At 43.4% G+C, this 22,670-nt stretch carries 21 protein-coding genes and 1 pseudogene; 7 read left to right on the top strand and 15 right to left on the bottom strand.

Translation table 11 applies throughout. The features are described from left to right. Window positions 1-145 precede the first annotated feature (145 nt). A complete protein-coding gene (locus tag AC0OMU_RS04690; RefSeq protein WP_015483195.1) occupies window positions 146-1,186 on the bottom strand; it encodes a CAP domain-containing protein in 1,041 nt (346 codons plus the stop codon). A gap of 83 nt (window positions 1,187-1,269) precedes the next feature. Then, the gene (locus AC0OMU_RS04685; protein ID WP_003221362.1) at window positions 1,270-1,716 is read right to left on the bottom strand and encodes a CBS domain-containing protein; all 447 of its coding nucleotides are present in this window, start codon (window positions 1,714-1,716) and stop codon (window positions 1,270-1,272) included. Window positions 1,717-1,858: 142 nt separating this feature from the next. Here AC0OMU_RS04685 and AC0OMU_RS04680 point away from each other — a divergent pair, with 142 nt between their 5' ends. Further along, a complete protein-coding gene (locus tag AC0OMU_RS04680; protein WP_003245228.1) occupies window positions 1,859-2,218 on the top strand; it encodes a YugN family protein in 360 nt (119 codons plus the stop codon). A 31-nt stretch (window positions 2,219-2,249) separates the two neighbouring features. On the opposite strand, the gene ctaG is transcribed toward AC0OMU_RS04680, so the two are convergent. From ctaG to cyoE, 6 genes and pseudogenes are all read right to left on the bottom strand, one after another. Continuing rightward, the gene (gene ctaG, locus AC0OMU_RS04675; RefSeq protein ID WP_046664162.1) at window positions 2,250-3,143 is read right to left on the bottom strand and encodes a cytochrome c oxidase assembly factor CtaG; all 894 of its coding nucleotides are present in this window, start codon (window positions 3,141-3,143) and stop codon (window positions 2,250-2,252) included. Between the two features lie 26 nt (window positions 3,144-3,169). Continuing rightward, a pseudogene (ctaF, locus tag AC0OMU_RS04670) lies at window positions 3,170-3,503 on the bottom strand (cytochrome c oxidase subunit IVB). 2 nt (window positions 3,504-3,505) lie between these two features. Then, window positions 3,506-4,129, bottom strand: a complete 624-nt coding sequence (ctaE, locus tag AC0OMU_RS04665) for a cytochrome c oxidase subunit III (protein ID WP_003232244.1) — start codon at window positions 4,127-4,129, stop codon at window positions 3,506-3,508. Beyond that, entirely contained in the window at window positions 4,129-5,997 is a 1,869-nt protein-coding gene (gene ctaD / locus AC0OMU_RS04660; protein WP_003232245.1) for a cytochrome c oxidase subunit I, read from the bottom strand. Before ctaD ends, ctaE begins: the two co-directional genes overlap by 1 nt. A gap of 32 nt (window positions 5,998-6,029) precedes the next feature. Next, window positions 6,030-7,100: a cytochrome c oxidase subunit II gene (gene coxB, locus AC0OMU_RS04655; RefSeq protein WP_014663859.1), complete on the bottom strand. Its 1,071-nt coding sequence runs from the start codon at window positions 7,098-7,100 to the stop codon at window positions 6,030-6,032. Between the two features lie 239 nt (window positions 7,101-7,339). Further along, window positions 7,340-8,257: a heme o synthase gene (cyoE, locus tag AC0OMU_RS04650; protein WP_003232250.1), complete on the bottom strand. Its 918-nt coding sequence runs from the start codon at window positions 8,255-8,257 to the stop codon at window positions 7,340-7,342. 354 nt (window positions 8,258-8,611) lie between these two features. On the opposite strand from cyoE, the gene ctaA reads away from it, so the two are divergent. Beyond that, a complete protein-coding gene (gene ctaA, locus AC0OMU_RS04645; protein WP_015483190.1) occupies window positions 8,612-9,532 on the top strand; it encodes a heme A synthase CtaA in 921 nt (306 codons plus the stop codon). A 413-nt stretch (window positions 9,533-9,945) separates the two neighbouring features. Here ctaA and pyc read toward each other — a convergent pair whose 3' ends face one another. The 4 genes from pyc to glsA form a co-directional block, all read right to left on the bottom strand. After that, window positions 9,946-13,392 (bottom strand): pyruvate carboxylase, encoded by a 3,447-nt coding sequence (pyc, locus tag AC0OMU_RS04640; RefSeq protein WP_322839601.1) that lies wholly within the window; start codon window positions 13,390-13,392, stop codon window positions 9,946-9,948. A 74-nt stretch (window positions 13,393-13,466) separates the two neighbouring features. After that, the gene (gene ftsW / locus AC0OMU_RS04635) at window positions 13,467-14,678 is read right to left on the bottom strand and encodes a cell division protein FtsW (protein WP_128992788.1); all 1,212 of its coding nucleotides are present in this window, start codon (window positions 14,676-14,678) and stop codon (window positions 13,467-13,469) included. Window positions 14,679-14,883: 205 nt separating this feature from the next. Then, window positions 14,884-15,165 carry an Fpa/YlaN family protein gene (locus tag AC0OMU_RS04630; RefSeq protein WP_003245286.1) on the bottom strand — a complete coding sequence of 94 codons (282 nt, stop codon included), beginning with the start codon at window positions 15,163-15,165 and terminating at the stop codon, window positions 14,884-14,886. A 97-nt stretch (window positions 15,166-15,262) separates the two neighbouring features. Further along, complete coding sequence (gene glsA / locus AC0OMU_RS04625) at window positions 15,263-16,192, bottom strand: glutaminase A (protein ID WP_003245206.1); 930 nt, start codon at window positions 16,190-16,192, stop codon at window positions 15,263-15,265. Between the two features lie 102 nt (window positions 16,193-16,294). Here glsA and AC0OMU_RS04620 point away from each other — a divergent pair, with 102 nt between their 5' ends. Further along, window positions 16,295-16,780: a hypothetical protein gene (locus AC0OMU_RS04620; RefSeq protein WP_015383578.1), complete on the top strand. Its 486-nt coding sequence runs from the start codon at window positions 16,295-16,297 to the stop codon at window positions 16,778-16,780. 2 nt (window positions 16,781-16,782) lie between these two features. Here the strand turns inward: AC0OMU_RS04620 and AC0OMU_RS04615 are convergent, their stop codons facing one another. Next, a complete protein-coding gene (locus tag AC0OMU_RS04615; protein WP_003245272.1) occupies window positions 16,783-18,111 on the bottom strand; it encodes a PhoH family protein in 1,329 nt (442 codons plus the stop codon). Between the two features lie 154 nt (window positions 18,112-18,265). Between AC0OMU_RS04615 and AC0OMU_RS04610 the strand changes: the two genes are divergently transcribed. Both AC0OMU_RS04610 and AC0OMU_RS04605 read left to right on the top strand, forming a co-directional pair. After that, entirely contained in the window at window positions 18,266-18,895 is a 630-nt protein-coding gene (locus AC0OMU_RS04610) for a YhcN/YlaJ family sporulation lipoprotein (protein WP_003232269.1), read from the top strand. A gap of 82 nt (window positions 18,896-18,977) precedes the next feature. Beyond that, on the top strand, window positions 18,978-19,187 hold the full coding sequence (locus AC0OMU_RS04605) for a YlaI family protein (protein ID WP_003232271.1): 210 nt from the start codon (window positions 18,978-18,980) through the stop codon (window positions 19,185-19,187). A gap of 55 nt (window positions 19,188-19,242) precedes the next feature. On the opposite strand, the gene AC0OMU_RS04600 is transcribed toward AC0OMU_RS04605, so the two are convergent. Further along, the gene (locus AC0OMU_RS04600; protein ID WP_003232274.1) at window positions 19,243-19,560 is read right to left on the bottom strand and encodes a YlaH-like family protein; all 318 of its coding nucleotides are present in this window, start codon (window positions 19,558-19,560) and stop codon (window positions 19,243-19,245) included. Window positions 19,561-19,616: 56 nt separating this feature from the next. Continuing rightward, complete coding sequence (gene typA, locus AC0OMU_RS04595; protein ID WP_003232278.1) at window positions 19,617-21,455, bottom strand: translational GTPase TypA; 1,839 nt, start codon at window positions 21,453-21,455, stop codon at window positions 19,617-19,619. 112 nt (window positions 21,456-21,567) lie between these two features. On the opposite strand from typA, the gene AC0OMU_RS04590 reads away from it, so the two are divergent. Together AC0OMU_RS04590 and AC0OMU_RS04585 are read left to right on the top strand one after the other, a co-directional pair. After that, window positions 21,568-21,756: a YlaF family protein gene (locus tag AC0OMU_RS04590; protein WP_003245500.1), complete on the top strand. Its 189-nt coding sequence runs from the start codon at window positions 21,568-21,570 to the stop codon at window positions 21,754-21,756. 272 nt (window positions 21,757-22,028) lie between these two features. Beyond that, complete coding sequence (locus AC0OMU_RS04585; RefSeq protein ID WP_047182566.1) at window positions 22,029-22,640, top strand: hypothetical protein; 612 nt, start codon at window positions 22,029-22,031, stop codon at window positions 22,638-22,640. Window positions 22,641-22,670: the final 30 nt, after the last annotated feature.

Below are 22,670 nucleotides of genomic sequence, written 5' to 3'. Positions count from 1 at the left end.
ATTTTTAGCGATAGCCCTATACACTGGTGAAAAAGCCTGATTGAAGGGATGGGAAACGGCCTTATCTGTAAGCTATCAGCACATTCATTCAGACCAGCTTGTATGGAAATAGAAAAAGCCGGGAACCATTCGTCCGCGGCTTTCATTACCATCGCTTAATAAAATTTTGGGTGTAATATTTCCGGTCTACTCCGACACCAAGATGCGTATAATCTGAATTCAGAAGCGCTTTTCGATGGCCTTCGCTATTCAGCCAGCCTTCTACAGCAGCCGGACCGTCCACATAATTGTATGCGATATTTTCTCCAGCTTGCTGAAAGTCAACATGCCCTTCTTCTAAGCGGTCTTTCAGCGAGCCGTATTTTTTAGAGACATGGGAGAAATAATTATTTTCCTTCATATCCTCACTATGTCCAAATGCCACTTCCGCCGTTGGCTGATCCCACTCAAGCTTCGCAAGTCCATGTTTAACGCGTATGACATTCGTCAAATCAAGGATTTGCTTTTCGCTCGTTGTTTGGATCTTTTTCCATTTCTCATCTGAAACGGCTTTCGGTTTAATTAATTCCCCGCGGTACACTACCTCATAAGGTCTTTGCTTTACAAAGGTTTGCGCATCAAACGCCCTGATGCTGGATAGCTTCCCCTCAAATTTGTCCATATACAGCTGGACATACATCTTTCCTACCTTTACAGTCGGTCTTGTATTGATATCTTCTTCAGAAAATTCAAACCGATAGGAATTTCCTTTATACTCTACATTCACAAATGGTGCCACCTGGGTGGTCTTGAATACTTCGCCAGTTGATTCTCCAATTTTGAAAGGCTTGGCGTTAATATCATTACCCGCAGCGAATAATGTGACCACTTTATTGTTTAATACCCCGATTTGGATATATTGATCCTTACCTTGATTGTATACCCACCAATCGTAATCATAAGCCGAAGGGTCAATACGTTCAGGTTCCCCAAGCTTTTTCGTTACTTCATCGGCGGGCTTGCCCATGAAGGACAATAACCCTGAAGTCGGCATATGTATTCGTTTGCCGCTTTGCGCTTCCTCATTCGACACCTGAGGCTCGCTGTCATTTGATTTCTTTTCAGGAACAGATCCATATTGAATAAACAGAACATAGGTTCCGCAGATAATCAAAAGGATAACCATTGCTCTCAATATATTTTTCAATCTATCACCCCCGTGGCGATTCACAATCTCTTGTTTACATCCCATTACAATACAGCCTATTTAACATGTCAAAGATTTATGTGTTAATGAAAAAAGCCTTCTTCTCTATTATCACCCTCGGAAATATCCGATAAAGCGCTGCCGGCACGTTCATTCGTTTGCTCAGATAAAGAAAGATCACCAAGCGTGACAATTCCAGTCAGTTTTTTATTTTTTGTAACTGGTATCCTTCTGAGCTGATGCGATGCCATCAAATGAAGAACCTCATCGACTGAAGCATCTTCCTCCACACTGACAGGTTTTTCGGTCATCGCGTCAGTGATTTTTTGCGAGTTCGGTTTTTTGATGGCGATTCCTCTTAATACGAGATCGCGGTCGGTTACGATGCCGACCAATGTTTCCCCGTCCTCATCAACTACCGGAATCGCTCCTACATTTGCGTCCTTCATCTTTACAGCAGCTTCATATACATTATCTAATACCGTGCAATATTGCAAGTCGGCTGTCATCAGATCTTTTATTTTTGTCATCCGTTTAACCTCCTTTAGTCTAGTGCTATTGTCGTCAAAATTTAATTTTTGCATACTTTCAAAAGAAGAAGATTCATTGAAAGTTTAACGCTTTCATACTATGATTGTCAGGAAAGGTAATTTTTATAAGGAGGGGTCAGAGTTGAAGTTTACTGAAAGCGGACTTGAAGGGGTTAAGGCTGAGCTCAGCTGGCTAGACGACTTAATGGAAAGCAAAGGTCTCATCAGAGCGGGTCAATGGGATTACGAGAGAGTCACCTATGACAAGAAGTTTTCGACGATTGAGGGTACGTTTTACCTGCGGATACAAGGCATTGCGGCAGAAGGCGATGTCGGAAGCGGGCGCGCCGTGATTCAATTAATGTCCCCTCTCCTAGGAAAGCATTACTACCCGCATGGAGTAGAATATGGAGAAACGGAAGAGTTTCCCGTACAGGTTGTGACAAAAAGCAAGGCACTGATTCAGGACATAGCCAACATGTTAAAAACAGTTCAAATGTAACGAAAAGGTACAGCATATTTCGCTGTACCTTTTATGATATCGTCTGCTGAATATACGGCGGCTCCTCCTGCCCGTCCTTTTCCCTTTCTTTCTTCACCCATTGGAAAAAAATAATGGCCAAAAAAGTACCGTACACAATTTCCTGAATGATTTTCATCATGACTGCTCCGAGCTGCTGATCCTCTAACAAAGGCAGTGTATTCAACATCTCTGGCCCTGTTAATGGGACCTGCCCCATCATATCCGCTGGCACGCAAAGCCTCATTGCCTCAGCCCATACAGCCGGATCTGTATAGGTGGCGTATAACGGTGCACCGCTGAACATGATCAAGGCGCAAGCAGGTGTGAGCAGCATACCATCCGCCATAATATAACCCAGCTTCATCAAGCCGCTGAGCTGCCGTAGACGCTCAACCTTATGAACAAGCGGCCACCACATGAAGAACGCAAGCACAAAGATAAGCCAAGTGATTAATGTATGGTAAAACGGATCGGTTTTGACAGTATCAAATATAAGCGGTACATGATATAAAGAAAAAATGCCGTTAAACAAAAGCAAAGCAATTAAAGGCGTTGTAAAAAAGGAAAAAACCGGTTTGATTGAAGGCCTGAAAATGATTTTTTCCCAGAGCCATGCAGGAATTCCCGCGATCAAAAGTGGCGGGACAACCAAATATAGGACGGCCATTTGCACCATATGCGCACTGAACATAATATGTCCGAGCAGATCAACCGGGCTTCCCTCGGCTGCATATAAAAACAGCATCGCCGACAGAAAGCACACCATCTCTTTACCAGTTATTCGATTCGGCTTTGAAGACATTCGCCTGTAAAAATAGAGATAAAGCGCCGTAATGCCTAACAGGATACAAAAAAGATAAGGGCTCCACATCGCGCGAAACCCAAATATCTCCAACTGGTTCATTTCTTCACCTCCGGCGGCTGTTCAAATTACCACCATATAATTGTCACAAACGCAAGCACAGTGATAAACGCGACAAACACCCCTGAATACAAAAACAGTGCCGGCGCCTCATGCCCTTTCTGATTCATATGCATGAAATAATACAGCTGAAAGATGACTTGAATAGCAGCTAGCAAAATAATGAAAGGAATCGTAAACCAGCTGCCGACACCGTCCGTGGCCACAGTCAGAAATGCAACAATCGTAAGACCGATCATTAAACCAAAAGACAGGACTTGATATTTCATCTCTCGGGCATGCTTTTTTTTTCTTAAATTCAAGGTCGCTATTGATATGCCCTCTGCTTTTTTTATCGACCATGTTTATCCCACCATCCCCATTAAATATACAACGGTAAAGATGAAGACCCACACGACATCAATAAAGTGCCAATAAAGGCTGGCAACGTAAAACTTAGGCGCCGTATACAGATTCAGCCCTCTCTTGGCATTGCGGATCATAAGCGTGCTGATCCACATAAGCCCAAATGCCACGTGGGCGCCGTGTGTACCGACAAGCGTGTAAAACGCAGAACCAAGGGCAGAGCTTGTGATGGTAAAGCCAAATTCATGGGTGTAATGCTTGAACTCATAGATTTCCAGTCCTAAAAAGCCCGCCCCCAATAAAATCGTAATTCCCAGCCAAAGCTGCATCTTGCCGAAGGAAAAGTTCTTCATGTGGTACATCGCGTACACACTCGTTAAACTGCTCGTTAATAGAAGCATTGTGGCTATGAATACAAGTGTCACATCGAACATTTCCGTCGTAGGCGGATCACCGGCATTTGAATTCCGAAGCGCAAGAAACGTGGCGAAGAGAGACGCAAACAGAACAGTCTCTCCGCCAAGAAAAAGCCAAAAGCCTAAAAATTTATTTTTCCCTTCCAGGGTTACTTTTTCGGGAGAAGCTGGAAAGGTTTCTGCGGTGAATTTTTCTTGAACTTGCATTATGCCTTCACCCCTTTATCATCGTTCGGCAGTTCCTCTTTATGAATATGATAGCCGTGATCATCAATTACTGAACGAAGCAGCATCGTAATAAATGTGATGCCAAGCCCGATAAAGATCACTGGCAGGCCCCAAGCATAATCACTTCTGTACAGCAGCCCGAACGCTGCGACAAAAAGGCCGAAGGAAATGATGAGCGGCAGGATTGAGCCGTTTGGCATATGAATATCATCAACTGGTTCCGCCGGCGTCATTGATTTGTGCCCTGCCTGCTTCTCAATCCAAAGCGGATCAAGTCCTCTGACAAAAGGAAGCTGTTTAAAGTTATACTCCGGCGGCGGTGAAGAAACGGTCCATTCCAGCGTACGTCCGTCATGCCATGGATCAGCACCTACATATTCACCTTTTACCGATGTCCATATGACATTGACCAGCAGAAGAATAACAGCTGCCGCCATAAAAAACGCCCCGATTGTACTGATCAAGTTGCCGGTTTCCAGACCCTGTCCTGGCAAAAACGTATAAACCCGGCGCGGCATCCCCATTAAGCCGACAAAATGCTGAATGAAAAACGTGAGGTGAAAGCCGATAAAAAACAATACAAATGAAATTTTCCCCATCGTTTCATGCAGAATTTTACCGAACATTTTCGGCCACCAGAAATGAACACCGGCTAAAAGGCCGAATACAACGCCGCCAATAATGACGTAGTGGAAGTGCGCAACCACAAAATACGTATCATGGAACTGATAATCAGCCGCAGCAGCTGCCAGCATGACTCCCGTCACACCGCCGAGCACAAAGGATGGAATAAATGAGACAGCATACAGCATAGCGGTTGTATACTTCACATTTCCTCCCCAAATCGTCAACAGCCAGTTAAAAATCTTAATCCCGGTCGGAATCGCGATAGCCATTGTTGCAACCGCAAAAATCGCATTTGCAATCGGGCCGAGACCAGTCGTGAACATGTGATGCACCCAAACCATAAAGCCCAGAAAGCCAATGAGCACGATTGCAAAAACCATTGAAGAATAGCCAAACAAACGCTTTCTGGCGAACACAGGGATGACCTCAGAAAAAATACCGAATGCAGGCAAAATTAGGATATAAACCTCCGGGTGGCCGAAGATCCAAAATAAATGTTCCCAAATGACCGTATTTCCGCCAAGCTCCGGGTTAAAGAAATTGGTTCCGAACAGTCGATCCAGCATCATGAGAGCCAATCCAACCGTAAGCGGCGGAAACGCGAACAAAATCAATGCCGAGGCCACAAATGTCGTCCATGTAAACAAAGGCAGCCTCATATACGTCATGCCCGGAGCCCTCATGTTGATAATCGTGGCCAAAAAGTTAATCCCGGCTATCAGCGTCCCGAGCCCCGATATTTGGAGTCCGAGGACGAAAAAGTCTATGCCGTGCCCTTTAGAATGAAGCGAAAGTGAGGCATATGACGTCCAGCCCGCATCTGGCGCTCCGCCCAAAAACCAGCTTAGATTTAAGAAAATGCCCCCGAAAAAGAAGAGCCAAAAACCAAGCGCGTTTAAAAATGGAAACGAAACGTCCCGAGCCCCGATCTGCAAAGGCACAACCGCATTCATCAAGGCAAATAAGAGCGGCATCGCAGCCAGAAAGATCATCGTCGTTCCGTGCATAGTCATTACTTCATTGTATGCTTGAGCACTGAGAAACGCATTTTCCGGCTTTGCAAGCTGAATTCTGATAAACATCGCTTCAATTCCCCCGACAAGAAAGAAGAATCCCCCTGCCACTAAATAAAGAATCGCGATTTTTTTATGGTCCACCGTCGTCAAATAATCCCAAAGCATAGATCCGCGCGTCCGCTTTTCTGTAAGCGCATTCAACATATGTGACCTCCCCCAATATCTCCCTTTCTTCCCTACTTGCTTTCCGCTTTTAAGCCTTTTAAGTATTCATAAAGCGCATCTGTTTCGCTGTCTGAGAGCTTTGGATATGTGCCTGTCATTTTGTTCCCCGGCTTTATGCTGTCAGGGTCCTTCAGCCAAGCCTTCACATTTTCTTTGTTGGCCTCTTTCACCCCTGCCACTTTTGTCCTTTCACCGAAGGTCGCCAAGTTGGGTGCCGTTCTAGCGGCTTCTGCACGCTTATCATTCGGCTCTACCGCATGGCAGCTCAGGCAGTTTTTCTCTTTAAACAGTTCTTCACCCTGCTTAGCCAAATCGCTCTCTGCTGTAGATTTATAGTTCTTCATTTCTTTTGTCCAGCCCTGAAATTCTTTTGCAGACATCGTCTTCACCTTAAAATCCATCAGCGCATGTGAAGGGCCGCAAAGCTCTGCACACTTCCCAAAAAACATATCTCCTGCCTCTTTGCTTCGTTTTGAATCAAATGTCAGGAAGAACTTATTTTCATTATCCGTATTCGTATCAAGTTTTCCTCCAACTGAAGGAATCCAGAAGGAATGTTTTACATCAGAGGCTTTTAAATTAAAATATACACGCTGATCTGTCGGTACAATCAGCTCCTGGCTTGTGATAATGCCGTAATCAGGGTACTCAAACTCCCACCAGTATAAATTTGCCCTAACATTGACTACAAGAGCATCCTCAGCTTTGCGGCCTTTTTTATCCATTGGTGATGTGTCCGCTAGCTCCAGCGTATATAATACAACAGGAATCACAAGAATAATGAGCAGCAAAATCGGGATCACGGTCCATGTGATTTCTAAAAATTTATTCCCCTCTACCTGTTTCGGTATCGTGTTCTCACCGACCCGTGATCTTCTGAATCTCACAATCACATAAAAGAAGATAACAGATACTACTGCAACAACAACCACCATAATCAATGTGCTGAGCACTGTCAGGTCATACTGTTTATCAGCCACCTCGCCAGCAGGCTTGAGCGTGGATAAAAAAGGTTTTCCACATCCGCTTAATAGAAGCGGCACTAAGGCTAATAATAAAATAAGACGCCAATGCTTTACCATTTCACCCAACCCCTTTTCTGGTCAATACAAAGGCGGAAAGCGGATCGAAATCTATCGCCATCCAACCTATCACCAATAAAGCACTTACATTTCCTCTTCTCTTAAATTATGAGTTTTTTTACTCAAAATGCCATCTATGTATAAAAGTAAAGCCGCCTGATTAAACAAGAGGTCAAGGCGGCATTTACTAGTTGTCATCGTTTATTTTGAAGCGATAAAACAAGCATCATATCTATTTTTTAGAAAAGCGTCAAGACAACCATGGCAACGAAATAGATTGTCATGTAGTTAAGCGAGTAAACGAACATCTGCGTTGCCCACTTCATGATATTCTTGGAGCGGAATCCCATTAAGCCAAGAATCAGCCAGCCGATATTTAACAGCAAGCCGAGAATGACAATCGGAAGACCCAGGCTACCAAGGAAAAACGGAAGCGGCATCAGGCACGCAACCCACACAATAATTTGTCTTTTTGTCACTTCAAATCCGTATACGACAGGAAGCATCGGAATATTTGCAGCTCTGTAATCCTCAGTTTTCTTAATAGCCAATGCTAAGAAGTGAGGAATCTGCCAAATAAATAAAATCATGAATAACACCCATGCTACGACACCGATATTCCCTTCCACTGCCGTCCATCCAATAAGCGGCGGCACTGCACCGGAAACGCTTCCTACTACTGTGTTAATCGTATAGCGGCGTTTCGTCCACATTGTGTACAATACAACATACGTAAAGACTCCGATAAAACCGATAACAGCAGCCATGACAGTTGTCATCAGCAGCATGATCAATCCTAAAGCAACCAGCAAAATTCCAGACCATAACGCCTGACTCGGCTGAATTTTACCCGTAACCGTCGGTCTTACTTTCGTACGCTCCATAAGATGGTCAATGTCCCGGTCATACCAGTTATTGATCGCGCAGGAGCCCGCAATAATCAGTGAAGACCCGATTAACGTAAGAAGAACGGTGTTTATATTGCCTAAAAAACTTAAACCGGAAATATGCAGTGCAAGCCACATTCCAGTGAAAGTCGTGATGAGGTTAGAATTGACGATCCCTATTTTAATAAGGGACAGAAAATCTTTCCATGCCGTTGTTTCTTCAATTTGTCCGTCTATAGCTGTATCATTTAAGATTCTGGAGTTAGCCATAACGTAAACCTCCCTTACAAACCTAACGCAGGAAAATAAAATAACCTGCAACTCTATCATACAAGATAACATCTTGTAAAAAAACATCCTATTAAATATTAAACGACAAACAGGAATTTATTTGTGAACTTTTTATGAATTTTACCAAAGATGAAGGCAATCTCCAAATCGTCATTGCGTTTACCTTATTTCTATCAGACCCGGCATGAATAATCAAGTGTACATTTTCCAGAAGCCGTCATTCTATTATATTTTTGTGAACAAAAGGCTCTGGGAATTGCCACAAAACACATATTCGCTTACACTTGGAACGTATATAAAATTGCAGCAGTATGTTGAGAAGGTGAATATTGTATGAATAAAGCATTAAAAGCTCTCGGTGTTCTGACGACATTTGTCATGCTAATTGTTTTAATCGGGGGTGCCCTCGTTACAAAAACAGGTTCCGGCCAAGGATGCGGCAGACAGTGGCCGCTGTGTCACGGCCGTTTTTTCCCTGAACTGAATCCGGCTTCAATTATTGAATGGAGCCACCGATTCGCAAGCGGAATCTCTATTATCCTTGTGCTAAGCCTTGCGTTTTGGTCATGGAGAAAAATCACGCCGATTTTCCGTGAAACAACGTTTCTCGCGATCATGTCAATTATCTTTTTATTTCTTCAGGCATTGCTTGGCGCATTGGCTGTCGTATTCGGTTCGAACGCGCTGATTATGGCGCTTCACTTCGGCATCTCATTAATTTCTTTTGCTTCAGTGCTTATTTTGACATTGCTCATATTTGAAGCTGATAAATCAGTCAGAACACTGGTTAAGCCGCTTCAAATCGGCAAAAAGATGCAATTTCACATGATAGGAATTTTGATATATTCCTATATCGTTGTGTATACAGGCGCATATGTAAGACACACTGAATCAAGTCTGGCATGTCCTGATGTGCCGCTGTGCAGCCCGCTGAACAATGGACTTCCGACCCAATTCCATGAATGGGTGCAAATGGGCCACAGAGCAGCAGCCTTACTGTTATTTGTATGGATTATTGTTGCCGCTGTTCATGCTATTACTTCCTATAAAGATCAAAAACAGATCTTTTGGGGATGGATCTCATGTCTTATTTTCATTACATTACAGGCACTGTCCGGTATTATGATCGTATACTCTGAACTGGCTCTGGGCTTTGCACTTGCCCACTCGTTCTTTATTGCCTGTCTGTTTGGCGTTCTATGCTACTTCTTATTATTGATTGCTCGTTTCCGTTATGAATCCAGGCAATCATAAGGACTCAAGACCAAAGCCTTAGGCGGCTTTGGTCTTTTTAATGTCTTGTTTTTTGGAACTTTATGCGTTTTAATCGCCAGCCTTCGCTGAACTTGATGATCAGTGAGCGGCTCACTTCAGTCTGTCCCTTTCTCATCGTATTATAGAAATTTCATATGGATCTATAGCCCGCGAACATAAGTATTAAAGCCTTTTGGCCATTGGAAAATCAGATAGTGCTTAAAGAAATATGCATGGACTACTACAAAGCATCTAAAAAATGGGTGGTATATAAGCCTCTTTTTATTTTGGGCTTGTGACAGTACTGTATAATCTCTGAAGTCCCCTTATATCTCTTCTAACCATCTGATTCACTCCACATTTTCTTTATAAAAAAACAAGAGTGTATATCAAATGACATACACTCTTGTTTTTTATGCTTTTTCAATTTCGAGAAGCAGATCTCCCGTTTGGATTGGCTCGCCATTTTTCACATGAACCTGCTTGATTGTTCCTGAGAAAGGCGCCTGAACCGTTGTTTCCATTTTCATCGCTTCATTAATCATCAAATGATCACCTTTATTGACTTTTGTACCTGCTTCAGCCAATACCTTAATAACGGTTCCAGGCATGGAAGCTGCGATGTGGCTTGGATTTGTCCGGTCTGCTTTCAGCCTTTCCTTAACGGAAGACTTAATGCTTTCATCTTTAATGACTACTTCACGCGGCTGCCCGTTCAGTTCGAAATAAACGACGCGAGTGGCGTCAGGCTGAGGCTCACCGATTGAAATCAGCTTAACGATCAGCGTTTTGCCGCGCTCAATTTCAACTTCTATCTCTTCACCTAATGTCATACCGTAGAAGAATGTCGGTGTATCTAATACCGAAATGTCTCCATAGCTTTCTGTCGTTTTCACATAATCAGTGAAGACTTTAGGATAAAGGGCATACGCCACAGCATCCTGATCTGAAATTTCCAAGTTATGCTGCTCTTTAAATTCCTGTTTGATCGCTTCAAATGACACCGGCTCAAGCAGTTCGCCCGGTCTGACTGTAATCGGCTCCTGCCCTTTTAAGATCAGCTTTTGCAGTTTTTCCGGGAATCCGCCATGAGGCTGGCCGATATTTCCTTTGAAAAGCTCCACGACAGAATCAGGGAAATCTAAAGATTCGCCTCTTTCGTAAACGTCTTTTTCAGTCAGATTGTTTTGCACCATGTAGAGTGCCATATCTCCGACTACTTTTGAGGAAGGCGTTACCTTGACGATGTCACCGAACATATCGTTCACGCGTCTGTACATTTCCTTGACTTCGTTCCAGCGGTCGCCAAGGCCTACTCCCTTGGCTTGCTGCTGCAGGTTGCTGTATTGACCCCCTGGCATTTCGTGCTCATAAATTTCAGTATGCGGAGACTTCATTCCGCTTTCAAATTCACTATAATATTTACGTACCGACTCCCAATATTGGGACAGCAATTCAACGCCTTGGACATTCATTTCCGGACGGCGGTCGTTGCCTTCCATCGCATGATAAAATCCGCTCGCGCTAGGCTGTGACGTTAATCCCGCCATTGAGCTGACCGCCACGTCTATGATATCAACGCCGGCTTCAACAGCTTTCGCATACATATAAATACCGTTTCCGCTCGTATCATGCGTATGAAGGTGAACCGGAATGTCGATCGTTTCTTTCAACGCAGAAACGAGTTCATATGCAGCCTGCGGTTTTAACAGCCCTGCCATATCTTTAATCCCGAGAATATGGGCTCCGGCCGCCTCAAGCTCCTTCGCCATCGATGTATAATAAGCAAGATCGTACTTCGTCCGGTTCTTGTCAAGGATATCTCCCGTATAACAAATCGCAGCTTCTGCCACTTTTCCGGTATCCCGAACGGCATCAATGGCTAACGTCATCCCTTTTACCCAGTTTAAGCTGTCGAAAATACGAAAAACATCAATACCGGATTGAGCTGATTGCTTCACAAATTCTTTAATCACATTGTCCGGATAATTAGTATAGCCGACCGCATTTGATGAGCGAAGCAGCATCTGGAATAAGGTATTTGGCACTTCTTTGCGAAGATCTTCCAAACGCTTCCACGGATCTTCTTTTAGGAATCGGTAGGCTACATCAAAGGTCGCGCCTCCCCACATTTCCATACTGAATAGTTCAGGCCATAACGCAGCCGTCGGATTTGCGATTTTTTTCAAATCATGCGATCTGATTCTAGTTGCCAATAACGATTGGTGGGCATCCCTGAATGTCGTATCAGTTAAAAGGACAGATTTCTGCTCCTTAACCCAATTTGCAAGCCCTTCTGCACCTTTTTCATCGAGAATTTGCTTTGTTCCTTTGGCAGGCTGCTGATCAACGTCTACCTTTACGCTTAACGGTTTGTCAAACGCCGGTTTTTCTTTTTTCCCGATTCCAGGGAAGCCGTTTACTGTCACATTGCCGATGTAAGTGAGCATTTTCGTTCCGCGGTCTTTTTGTTTAGGGAAATTAAATAATTCAGGCGTTGTATCAATGAAAGATGTATCATATTGCCCTGTCAGGAACTTCTCATGTTTTGCAACGTTCTCAAGGAACGGAATGTTCGTTTTTATGCCTCTGATTCTGAACTCCTGAAGGTTTCGCACCATTTTGGCAGCTGCCTGTTCAAACGTTAAAGCCCAAGTTGAAAGCTTAACGAGAAGTGAATCATAGTATGGTGTGATCACGGCACCCTGGAAGCTGTTTCCGGTATCAAGACGGACACCAAAACCGCCGCCTGAGCGGTAAGCCATGATTTTTCCTGTATCAGGCATGAAATCATTTTGCGGATCTTCAGTCGTAACCCGTGACTGAATGGCATAGCCGATTGTAAAAATGTCCTTTTGCTCAGGAATATTTACTTTTTTGCTGTGAAGGCTGTGCCCTTGGGCAACAAGGATCTGAGTTTGAACAATATCGACACCAGTAATCATTTCTGTTATCGTGTGTTCAACTTGTACGCGAGGGTTTACTTCAATAAAGTAGAACTCGTTGTTTGCAACAAGGAATTCGACCGTCCCCGCATTTATATAGTTTACATTTTTGGCAAGCGCAACTGCCGCCTCACAAATTTGGTCCCTTAATTCAGGTGACAGCGAGACACTCGGCGCCACTTCAATGACTTTTTGATGGCGTCTTTGAACGGAGCAATCCCTCTCAAAAAGATGGACGACATTTCCCTGCTTGTCTCCAATGACCTGAACCTCAATATGTTTCGGATTCTCAATTAATTTTTCTACATAAACTTCATCATTGCCAAAAGCTGCTTTCGCCTCTGATTTAGCACGCTCATATGCTTCTTTAACTTCACTTTCAGATCTGACAATCCGCATACCGCGGCCGCCGCCGCCAAGCGAGGCTTTAATGATGATCGGATAACCGTTAGTTTGTCCAAATTGTTCGACGGCTTCAAGCGTTTCGGCAGGACCGTCGCTTCCGGGAATCACGGGGATTCCCGCTTTTTCTGCCTGCTCACGCGCTTTTACCTTGTCACCAAACATATCGAGATGCTCGGATTTTGGCCCTATGAAAACGATGCCTTCTTCTTCACATCGTCTCGCAAAATGAATATTTTCAGATAAGAAACCGTATCCCGGATGAATTGCATCGACTTTGTTTCTTTTCGCAATATCAATGATACCTTCAATATCCAGGTAAGCATCAATCGGTTTTTTCCCTTCACCGACCAAGTATGCTTCATCCGCTTTGTACCGATGGTAGGAACCGGAATCTTCTTTTGAATAGACCGCAACTGTACGAATATTCAACTCGGTACACGCCCGGAATATTCGGATTGCAATTTCTCCCCTGTTTGCTACTAATACTTTTTGTATCGATTGCTGAGACAAACTTTTCTCCCCCTTACCCGAATGGAATATAATCTATCATAGCGGAATATCCTTCCCCTGTACACACTTGTTTTTTACTGATAAACAGTTTTTTTGAGCTGTTTCTTTTTCATTCCCTTCGGCGCCAAGGGCTCTTTCTTTTTCTTATTCTCTGAATATTTCACAAACATGCTGATATTCGCTAATATCCCCATACTCCCCAGCAGCAGCACCAAAGAAGAGCCCCCGTAACTGATAAATGGCAGCGTAACCCCTGTAATCGGAATTAATCCGCTGACACCGCCAAGGTTAATAAACGACTGGATGGCAATCATGCTTGAAATGCCGATCGCCAGAAGACTTCCAAACGGGTCCTCGCATTTTCTGGCAATATAAAAACCTTTTATGACGACAAAACCCAATAAGAAAATCACAAACAATACCCCAAAAATGCCGAGCTCTTCAGCAATGACAGCCATAATAAAGTCAGTGTGTGATTCAGGCAGATATCCGTATTTTTGGATACTTTCACCGAGCCCCAGGCCGAAAATGCCGCCTGAGCTGATCGCATAATAAGAATTGATCACTTGCAAACCTGATGAATTTGCATACTTAAATGGGTCTTCAAGACTCTCAAAACGCGCCAAACGGCCTTTAGTTAAAATTTGATCCTGATTTAAATAGAGAATCGGGCTGACTAAAATGAAAACAATTCCGCCGAGCAAAAGCAGCCTCACCAGCGTCTTTCCGCTGAATCCGGAGCACAAGATCATGCACGTCGCAATTAACCCTATAATCATGGCTGTACCGAAATCTGGCTGCATGGCAATTAACCCGCAAATTATAAGCGTCATGACTACCGGAGGGGCTACTCCCGTTAACAGATGGTCGATATAACTTTGTTTTTTTGCATATACGGCTGCAAGGTATAAAATCACGACCAGTTTCACAAACTCCCCCGGCTGAATACTCATTCCGCCGATTTTAAACCAGCTCTGCGCGTTGCCGGCAACATGCCCGAAAACAAACAGTGAGATAAGCGCAAGAACAGATACAAGCAGTATCCCCTTCTGAAACTTTTGATGGGCCAGTGCTTTATAAGGAAACAACGCCATGAGAATAAATAGAGCGCCACCCGCAATTAAAGCAAACAGCTGCCGCATGAAGAAAAAATTACTGCTTACACCATACCGGGAGACAGCCGTAATCATACTTGAGCTGTATACCATTACTAAACCGAATCCGCATAATAAAACAATTGCGAATATCAGTGAGTAATCATAAGATTTTAGCATTTTTTTTAACATAACATCCTCTTCCCTGCTTCTAACTTCCATTATCTATGGTTTTTATGTATTTATCTTTTTTATTTTACTACAATTTATCAAACGAGACGAAGAATCTCTATACGATTCGGAAGGAATGTGTAAAAAAAGACCGTCTTTTATGAGATGAGAGAAAAATAGCAGTTATAAAAAAACCCAAACTGTTAATAAGTTTGAGTTTTATCATTTATTTAGCTGTAAACGCGTCATGCAAAGCAGACAATTCGCGCTCCAATGTGTATAAAAGGTCTTTACCGTCTTTTTCATCAACCAATCCCAGGCGGACAGCAAAATCGATTTCCCTCGAAAGCCCGAACATTTGAGTATCTAAAACCTCTTCATATAGAGGACATTGAGGCATCGTTAAGTTATCCATTTGTACTCGGATCAGCTTCAAAATCTTCTCAGCGTCCACTTTTAAGAGTTCAAAAGCTTTTTGCCGATGGTCAACTATCATCTCTGAAGCCAAAAGTATCCCTCCGTTCCCCAGGCGAGTACCTAATTCTTCTATTTATCATAAAGGGTATCAACAGAAAATGCAAGAGGATTTAAGCATATGACATAAATTAAAAAATACTCAGCCTGTACATCTCAGACATTATTTCCAAAAGCTTTACACCTGCAATGCTGTTCCCTTTTTCGTCTAATGCGGGGCCGAATATGCCGATCCCGAAATCGTAAGGCGAAATGCCCATAATCCCGCCGGATACGCCGCTTTTCGCAGGAATTCCGACCTTAATTGCGAATTCCCCGCTTGCATTGTACATTCCGCACGTCACCATAAACGTTTTGCAAATTCTAGCGACATCTTTTGAGATGACTTGCTCCCCAGTCTCTGGATGTCTGCCGTTCAATGCAAATACAGATCCGATTTTCGCTAAATCCAAGCTGTTCATCTCAATCGCGCATTGCTTCGTGTATAAATCCATTACTGCTTCTACATCATCTTCAAAAATGCCGTACTGCTTCATATAATAACACATCGCCCGATTAATCATTGAAGTGCTGTATTCAGATTCAGCCACTTCCCGGCAGTATGTAATCTCTTGGTTGTTTGTCAGCCTTCTGATAAAAGAAAGCAAATAATCAAGTCTCTCTTTCACCGTTCTTCCTCTTATCAGACTTGTCACTACCAATGCCCCGGCATTAATCATAGGGTTTAACGGCTTGCTCGGATTCACTGTTTCAAGCTTGATAATTGAATTAAACGGATCACCGGTCGGCTCCTGTCCAACATAACTGAAGACCTTATCTTTGCCGTATTCCATTAACACCAAAGCAAGGGAAAGGACTTTCGATATACTTTGAAGCGTAAATGTTTTTTCTACGTCACCTGCTGACAGACAAACATTATTGGAATAATAAATCGCCACTGACAGGTCGTGTTTATCAGCTTTTGCCAAGGCGGGAATATAGCTGGCTACCTCCCCCTTGTCTGTTACTTTTTTCGCCTTTTTCACTAAGGCTTCAAGCTCATCATTATGCTGGCATACCATGCAAACACCCTCGTTCCCTCAGCATTTCAATACACATAATTTGTACACAAAGTGACAATTCATGCGAAAACTTTTATAATTTTGAGAGAAGGGGGTCATATCATGAGCGTTATCCAAGTAAAAGGCAATGTTACATATCCAATTACCATTGATCCAAGCGTATGGATTTTTGATGATCGCAAATTTTCGTTTGACCGCAAAGGGGACAGTCAAGACACATATTTACAATCAGCCGGGGATGAATCCGACCTTGATCCGGAACGCGTCATCAGAGAGGGGCGAATCGCCCCGCCTACATTAAAGACGGAAAAGCAATATGAGAAGCAAAAACTGATGAACGGCAGTTTCGCAATGAGACTTGGGACTGTCCTGAAAAATGCTGAGCCGAACAGCTCTGCGACACAATGTGTATTTGTCACAAGTTCGGGAAAGGCCGCCGTTTCTCTGGAAACCGCTCTGAACAGTATTGTCCATTTCAGTGAGGCAGGCAAGCCGATTCAAGAAGGCGGCCCCGTGCATATTTACTTTGAAGACCCGATTCATCACAAACAGCCGATTACCGACGTAAAAGAGATCGAAATCATTTAATGTTACAGCAAATCAGCTGCGAGCTGGGCGAGACCTGATCTCTCACCTTTTAACAGCTTCACGCTGCCTGAGATGGGTTGTCCTTTAAACCGCTCAACCACATAGGCTAAACCATTGTTCAGACTGTCTAAATATGGGTGATCAATTTGTTCAGGGTCACCCATTAAGACAATTTTACTGCCCTCACCGACTCTCGTCAGCAAAGTTTTCACCTCATGCCTGGTCAAATTTTGCGCTTCATCAATGATAATAAATTGATCTGGAATGCTTCTCCCTCTGATATAAGTCAGCGCCTCTACCTGAATTGAGCCAATTCCCGCCAAAATAGCATCAAGCTCCCCTGGTTTTTTCGCATTAAACAGAAACTCTAAGTTGTCAAAAATCGGCTGCATCCAAGGCTTTAGCTTTTCCTCTTTTTCGCCTGGCAAATACCCGATGTCCTTGCCAACAGGAACAATCGGCCTTGCGACGACCAGCTTTTTATATATTCCCAAGTCTTCTGTCTGTAATAGCCCTGCCGCCAAAGCTAAGAGCGTTTTTCCGGTTCCCGCTTTTCCGATCAGGGTGACAAGCGGAATATCTTCCCGCAGCAAAAGCTCTAATGCCATTGTCTGCTGTACATTTTTCGGCCTGATTCCCCATATATGTTCATCATCAAATACGAGTCTTTTTAATACCGTTCCGGTTTTATCTGCAATTCCGACTGCCGAGGAGGACCCTCCTAGCTCATCCTTCATTAAAGCAAACTGATTCGGATAAAACGCATGCTGTTTCACATCGTTTACTGAAATTTGATTTTTTCCGTAAAAAGAGCTGAACAGCTGCTGGCTGATATATAAATCTTTATAGCCGCTGTACATTTCATCATTGTCCACAACCCGGTCATTCAAGAAATCTTCAGCAAGCAGTCCGATTGCGTCGGCTTTAACCCTGACCAGTACATCCTTACTGACGAGGATAACCGGCCTGCCATTTTCCTTGGTTTCTTCCTCGAGGCTCAAGTTTTTCGCAACGGCTAATATGCGATTATCGTTCGTCTTTTCAATAAAGATCTCTTGCAGCTGGTGAAACGAACGATGATTCAGTTCAATTCTCAGTGTGCCGCCGGTGTCAAGCGGGACATGCTCATGCAGCCTGCCCTTTTGTCTTAGCGCATCGATTAGCTTAGATACGTGCCTTGCATTCCTCCCAACTTCGTCCATATACCGTTTTTTTGAATCAACCTCTTCTAAAACGACAGCAGGGATGACAACCTCATTTTCTTCAAAAGAAAATATCGCGTTAGGATCCTGTAATAACACATTCGTATCTAACACATAAATTTTACTCAAGTCTCAGCCTCCTGATATAAGGGTCAAAGTTCTTCCTGCTTCTCTTTTGATGAAAAAGGTGAATGCCTGCTAAAATATATGTTTTTGTGCATAAAGATAGAAGGTTAATTCAACAATAAAATTAATGAAAGCATTTCAAGGAGGGAACCCGCAAGTGCGAATTCTTTTCATTATCATACAGCTGACACTTATCCTGTCCGCTTGTGCCTATCAACAAGGAAAACAGGGCCAGAATGTTGAAAAAGAATCAACAAGACAGCAGGAGACTAAACCGATTCACGTAAAGGACACAACTCAAGAAACAAAAGACAATGGAACAAGAACGGATATTGCCAAGCATCTTGTCAGCGTTGCTGAAAAAAACCCCGACGTCAAGGATGCAACAGCCGTTGTGCTGGGAGGTTATGCTGTTGTTGGGATTGATGTCGATGATACTTTGGACAGAAGCAAAGTGGAAACCATTAAATATTCTGTAGCCCAGGCGCTAAAGAATGATCGATATGGCGCCAACGCAGTAGTCATTGCTGATCCCGATACGGTCAGCCGCCTTCGCGAAATGAGCAGAGAAATCAGCGAGGGCCATCCGGTAACAGGTATACTGGATGAATTAGCTGCAATTGTCGGCCGAGTGCTTCCCGAAGTGCCTAACGATGTGATTGACAATGAAGACGAACCGCAAACAAAGCAGCAAAATGACCAATTAAATAGAAAACAGCAGCAGGAAATGGAGAAGGAGCAAAACGATCAATCTGATCATCATATGAAAAAGAACAACAATGACTAAGCTATAGCCTTGCGCTTTAGCTTTTTCTTATTTTGGACAGCTTCTGATCCGTGCTATAATACATGTTAGTGAAAGAGGTGATATGATGAGGGTCAAATGTTCTATTTGCGATAAAATTGAAACAATTGATGATGATACCCTGATCGCGAAACGGCTTCGAAACCGCCCGATCCATACATATATGTGCCAGGAATGCCACGATCGGATTGCCAAAAAAACAGAGGAACGGCTGAAAACGGGAAAATTTACTTTTCACCCGGGACAGCAGAAAAAAGAAAAAGTCAAAAAATAAAGCGGCCGCTTAACCATACAGAACACAAAAAAGACTCAGCTTTCAGCTGAGTCTTTTATGATTTTGCAGACTGTCCTTTTTTCGACTGATACAGCCGGATTTTGTAAATGATTAAAATCAGCGCAGCGACGACCAATCCTTCTGCCACGGGCAAAAACACCCCTAAAAAAGTCAAAACAGTGCAGCCCAACGCCAAAAATACATACACCACTGCAGATTTTAATACAGGAAGCCGTTTAGCAAATCCAAGCTTAAATACAATAACGGCCAACACAAAAATCGTGCCGTACAGCAGCCACATGCCTGCCGCAGGCTGCCGGTCTACTTGATATAGAGCGGCGAAGAACGACAGACGTTCGCTTACGTCATTCAAAAAGATTCCCTCCCCTGTAAACGTACGGGTTCTATCTTTTCAAATTCTGCACGAGATTAAGACAATCCTGCTGTTTTTTTCTTTTTAGCTGCTTTTTCACGTTCGTTCTTATTGAGGATCTTCTTTCTTAAACGGATGGATTCAGGCGTTACTTCACAATATTCATCTTCGTTTAAGTACTCTAGAGACTCCTCAAGAGACATGATGCGCGCTTTTTTAATTGTAGTTGTCTGATCCTTTGTCGCAGAACGGACGTTTGTTTGCTGTTTCATTTTGCTGACGTTAACAACAAGGTCATTGTCACGGTTATGCTCTCCAACGATCATTCCTTCGTATACTTCAGTACCTGGCTCAACGAAGATGACACCGCGGTCTTCAATTCCTTGAATTCCGTATGATGTTGCTTTTCCGTTTTCCATTGACACAAGTACACCTTGACGGCGTCCGCCGACTTGGCCTGCCTGCATCGGCTGGTAGCTGTCAAACGTATGGTTCAAAATACCGAATCCGCGTGTTAATGATAGGAATTCTGTAGAGTAACCGATCAATCCGCGGGAAGGAACTGTAAAGATGAGACGGACTTGGCCGTTTCCGTTGTTGATCATATCAACCATTTCGCCTTTGCGGGCACCCATTGATTCCATGACAGAGCCAGTATGCTCTTCAGGAACATCAATTTGCACACGTTCAACAGGCTCACAGCGTACGCCGTCTATTTCTTTGATAATAACTTCAGGTTTTGACACTTGAAGCTCATAGCCCTCACGACGCATATTTTCAATTAAAATTGACAAGTGCAGCTCACCGCGTCCTGAAACAACCCAAGCATCAGGAGAAGCTGTTGGCTCAACACGCAAGCTCACATCCGTCTGAAGCTGTGATTGAAGACGCTCTTCGATTTTGCGGGCTGTTACATATTTGCCTTCACGGCCTGCAAACGGACTGTTATTCACGACAAATGTCATTTGAAGTGTCGGCTCATCAATGCGAAGGACCGGAAGCGGATCTTGATGGTCTACAGGACATACCGTTTCACCAACGTTGATATCTTCCATCCCGGAAACCGCAACGAGGTCTCCCGCTTTTGCTTCTTCAATTTCCACACGCTTTAAGCCTTGGAAACCAAAAATCTTTGTAACACGGAATGACTTAGCCGTTCCGTCAAGCTTCATAAGAGAAACCTGCTGTCCGACTTTCATTGTGCCGCGGAATACGCGTCCGATTCCGATACGGCCTACATAGTCGTTGTAGTCAAGAAGGGCAACTTGGAATTGAAGCGGCTCCTCTGCATTATCAACAGGTGCCGGAACATGCTTAATAATGGTTTCATATAAAGCTTCCATGTTTTCATCCTGTTGTTTCGGATCAAGACTCGCTGTTCCATTAATCGCGGAAGCATATACCACTGGGAACTCGAGCTGCTCTTCATTGGCATCAAGCTCAATGAACAGATCAAGAACTTCATCGATAACTTCCTCTGGACGAGCAAAGTCACGGTCAATTTTGTTTACAACAACAACAGGGTTCAGGTTTTGCTCAAGAGCTTTTTTCAGAACAAAACGAGTTTGAGGCATACAGCCTTCATATGCGTCAACGACAAGCACTACGCCGTCTACCATTTTCATAATCCGTTCTACTTCTCCCCCAAAGTCTGCGTGTCCAGGGGTGTCCAAAATATTGATACGTGTATCTTTATAGTTAATCGCAGTATTTTTCGCCAAAATTGTAATGCCGCGTTCGCGTTCAAGATCATTTGAGTCCATTGCGCGTTCAGCAACCTGTTCGTTGGCACGGAACGTACCAGCCTGATGTAAAAGCTGATCGACTAAAGTCGTTTTCCCATGGTCAACGTGGGCAATAATCGCGATGTTGCGAAGATCATTTCGAAGTTTCACTTTTTCATCTCCTAAAAAAATTAGATAACTTTCATATTATATCACACATCCTCTTTAAAAGCGTCACGTTTTTCTGTAAACTTAATATAAGACGTAAAAGGGGATGGAATTTATGAAAAAAATGAATTGGCTTTTACTATTATTTGCATTTGCAGCGGTTTTCAGCATTATGCTGATCGGCGTCTTTATCGCTGAAAAAAGCCCTGCAGGCATTATCGCCAGCATTGTACTTGTTTGCGCTGTCATGGGCGGCGGATTTACATTAAAAAAGAAAATGCGCGAACAAGGCTTGCTTGATTAAAAGCATTGCCCCGCCGGCGACATTGTAATCAAAAAACACCGCAAAGAAAGCGGTGTTTTTCATTTCTTTAAGCCTTATCTCCCCTGTTTCTTAGTCAGGAAGATGCAAATCATCCTTCATACATAGACAATCGTTCTAACGATCACACGTGCAGCCTTCAAAAAGTAGTTCGGCAACGATACACATAAAATACCATAGCGCCTATTCCTCCACCGGAAACTACTCCCTATAATGGAATTTGTAGCACAATTCATAAAAGGGAGAGAAGAAACATGAAGAAAACATTTGTAAAAAAAGCTATGTTAACGACTGCCGCAATGACATCAGCTGCTCTATTAACGTTCGGTCCTGATGCAGCCAGCGCAAAAACACTGGTTGATAACACTGCTGTTCAACTCCAGCATCAGGCGAGCACTAACGAAGATCTCAATACATTCATTGATATATTAAATCAATGTATTTACGAACAAGACGGTGTATATTATTTTGACAGCGAAAAAGCTGTCGAGTTAGGAATGACAAAAGAAGAGGCTCAGGTAATTGCTACACTCTGGGAATCGACATCAGAATTTTTCGGCATTGTTTCACAATGTGTGTATCTCGAGGATGGAAATTACAAATTTGATACAGAAAAAGCAGTTGAACTTGGCTTCACAGAAAAAGAAGCACTTGCACTTGAACAATTTTTCTCCGCTGTTTCTCTCAAGATTCACATTCTACAAGCAGCCATTGTGCTACAAGATGATGTGTACAGCTATGATAAAGACGCAGCGCTACAAGCAGGTGCAACGCCACTGCAAGCTGACGTTTATGAAAAACTCTTCAGTGCCCTGTCACAAGAACAGCTTGCCGCTATTTACGATATGATTCATCCCCAGGCTTAATGTAAAAAAGCGCTTGCCGGAATCGGACAA

The sequence above is a fragment of the Bacillus sp. FAU18 genome, from assembly GCF_056033885.1.
The sequence above is the reverse complement of the archived record's forward strand: the minus strand, read 5'-3'. Positions and strand labels throughout refer to the sequence as shown.

What these genes read in the sequence shown, in the direction of transcription:
- AC0OMU_RS04685 (WP_003221362.1), bottom strand. Translation starts at nt 1,716, where the DNA reads ATGACAAAAATAAAAGATCTGATGACAGCCGACTTGCAATATTGCACG.
- ctaG (WP_046664162.1), bottom strand. Translation starts at nt 3,143, where the DNA reads ATGAACCAGTTGGAGATATTTGGGTTTCGCGCGATGTGGAGCCCTTAT.
- ctaE (WP_003232244.1), bottom strand. Translation starts at nt 4,129, where the DNA reads ATGCAAGTTCAAGAAAAATTCACCGCAGAAACCTTTCCAGCTTCTCCC.
- ctaD (WP_003232245.1), bottom strand. Translation starts at nt 5,997, where the DNA reads ATGTTGAATGCGCTTACAGAAAAGCGGACGCGCGGATCTATGCTTTGG.
- coxB (WP_014663859.1), bottom strand. Translation starts at nt 7,100, where the DNA reads ATGGTAAAGCATTGGCGTCTTATTTTATTATTAGCCTTAGTGCCGCTT.
- cyoE (WP_003232250.1), bottom strand. Translation starts at nt 8,257, where the DNA reads ATGGCTAACTCCAGAATCTTAAATGATACAGCTATAGACGGACAAATT.
- ctaA (WP_015483190.1), top strand. Translation starts at nt 8,612, where the DNA reads ATGAATAAAGCATTAAAAGCTCTCGGTGTTCTGACGACATTTGTCATG.
- ftsW (WP_128992788.1), bottom strand. Translation starts at nt 14,678, where the DNA reads ATGTTAAAAAAAATGCTAAAATCTTATGATTACTCACTGATATTCGCA.
- glsA (WP_003245206.1), bottom strand. Translation starts at nt 16,192, where the DNA reads ATGGTATGCCAGCATAATGATGAGCTTGAAGCCTTAGTGAAAAAGGCG.
- AC0OMU_RS04620 (WP_015383578.1), top strand. Translation starts at nt 16,295, where the DNA reads ATGAGCGTTATCCAAGTAAAAGGCAATGTTACATATCCAATTACCATT.
- AC0OMU_RS04605 (WP_003232271.1), top strand. Translation starts at nt 18,978, where the DNA reads ATGATGAGGGTCAAATGTTCTATTTGCGATAAAATTGAAACAATTGAT.
- AC0OMU_RS04590 (WP_003245500.1), top strand. Translation starts at nt 21,568, where the DNA reads ATGAAAAAAATGAATTGGCTTTTACTATTATTTGCATTTGCAGCGGTT.
- AC0OMU_RS04585 (WP_047182566.1), top strand. Translation starts at nt 22,029, where the DNA reads ATGAAGAAAACATTTGTAAAAAAAGCTATGTTAACGACTGCCGCAATG.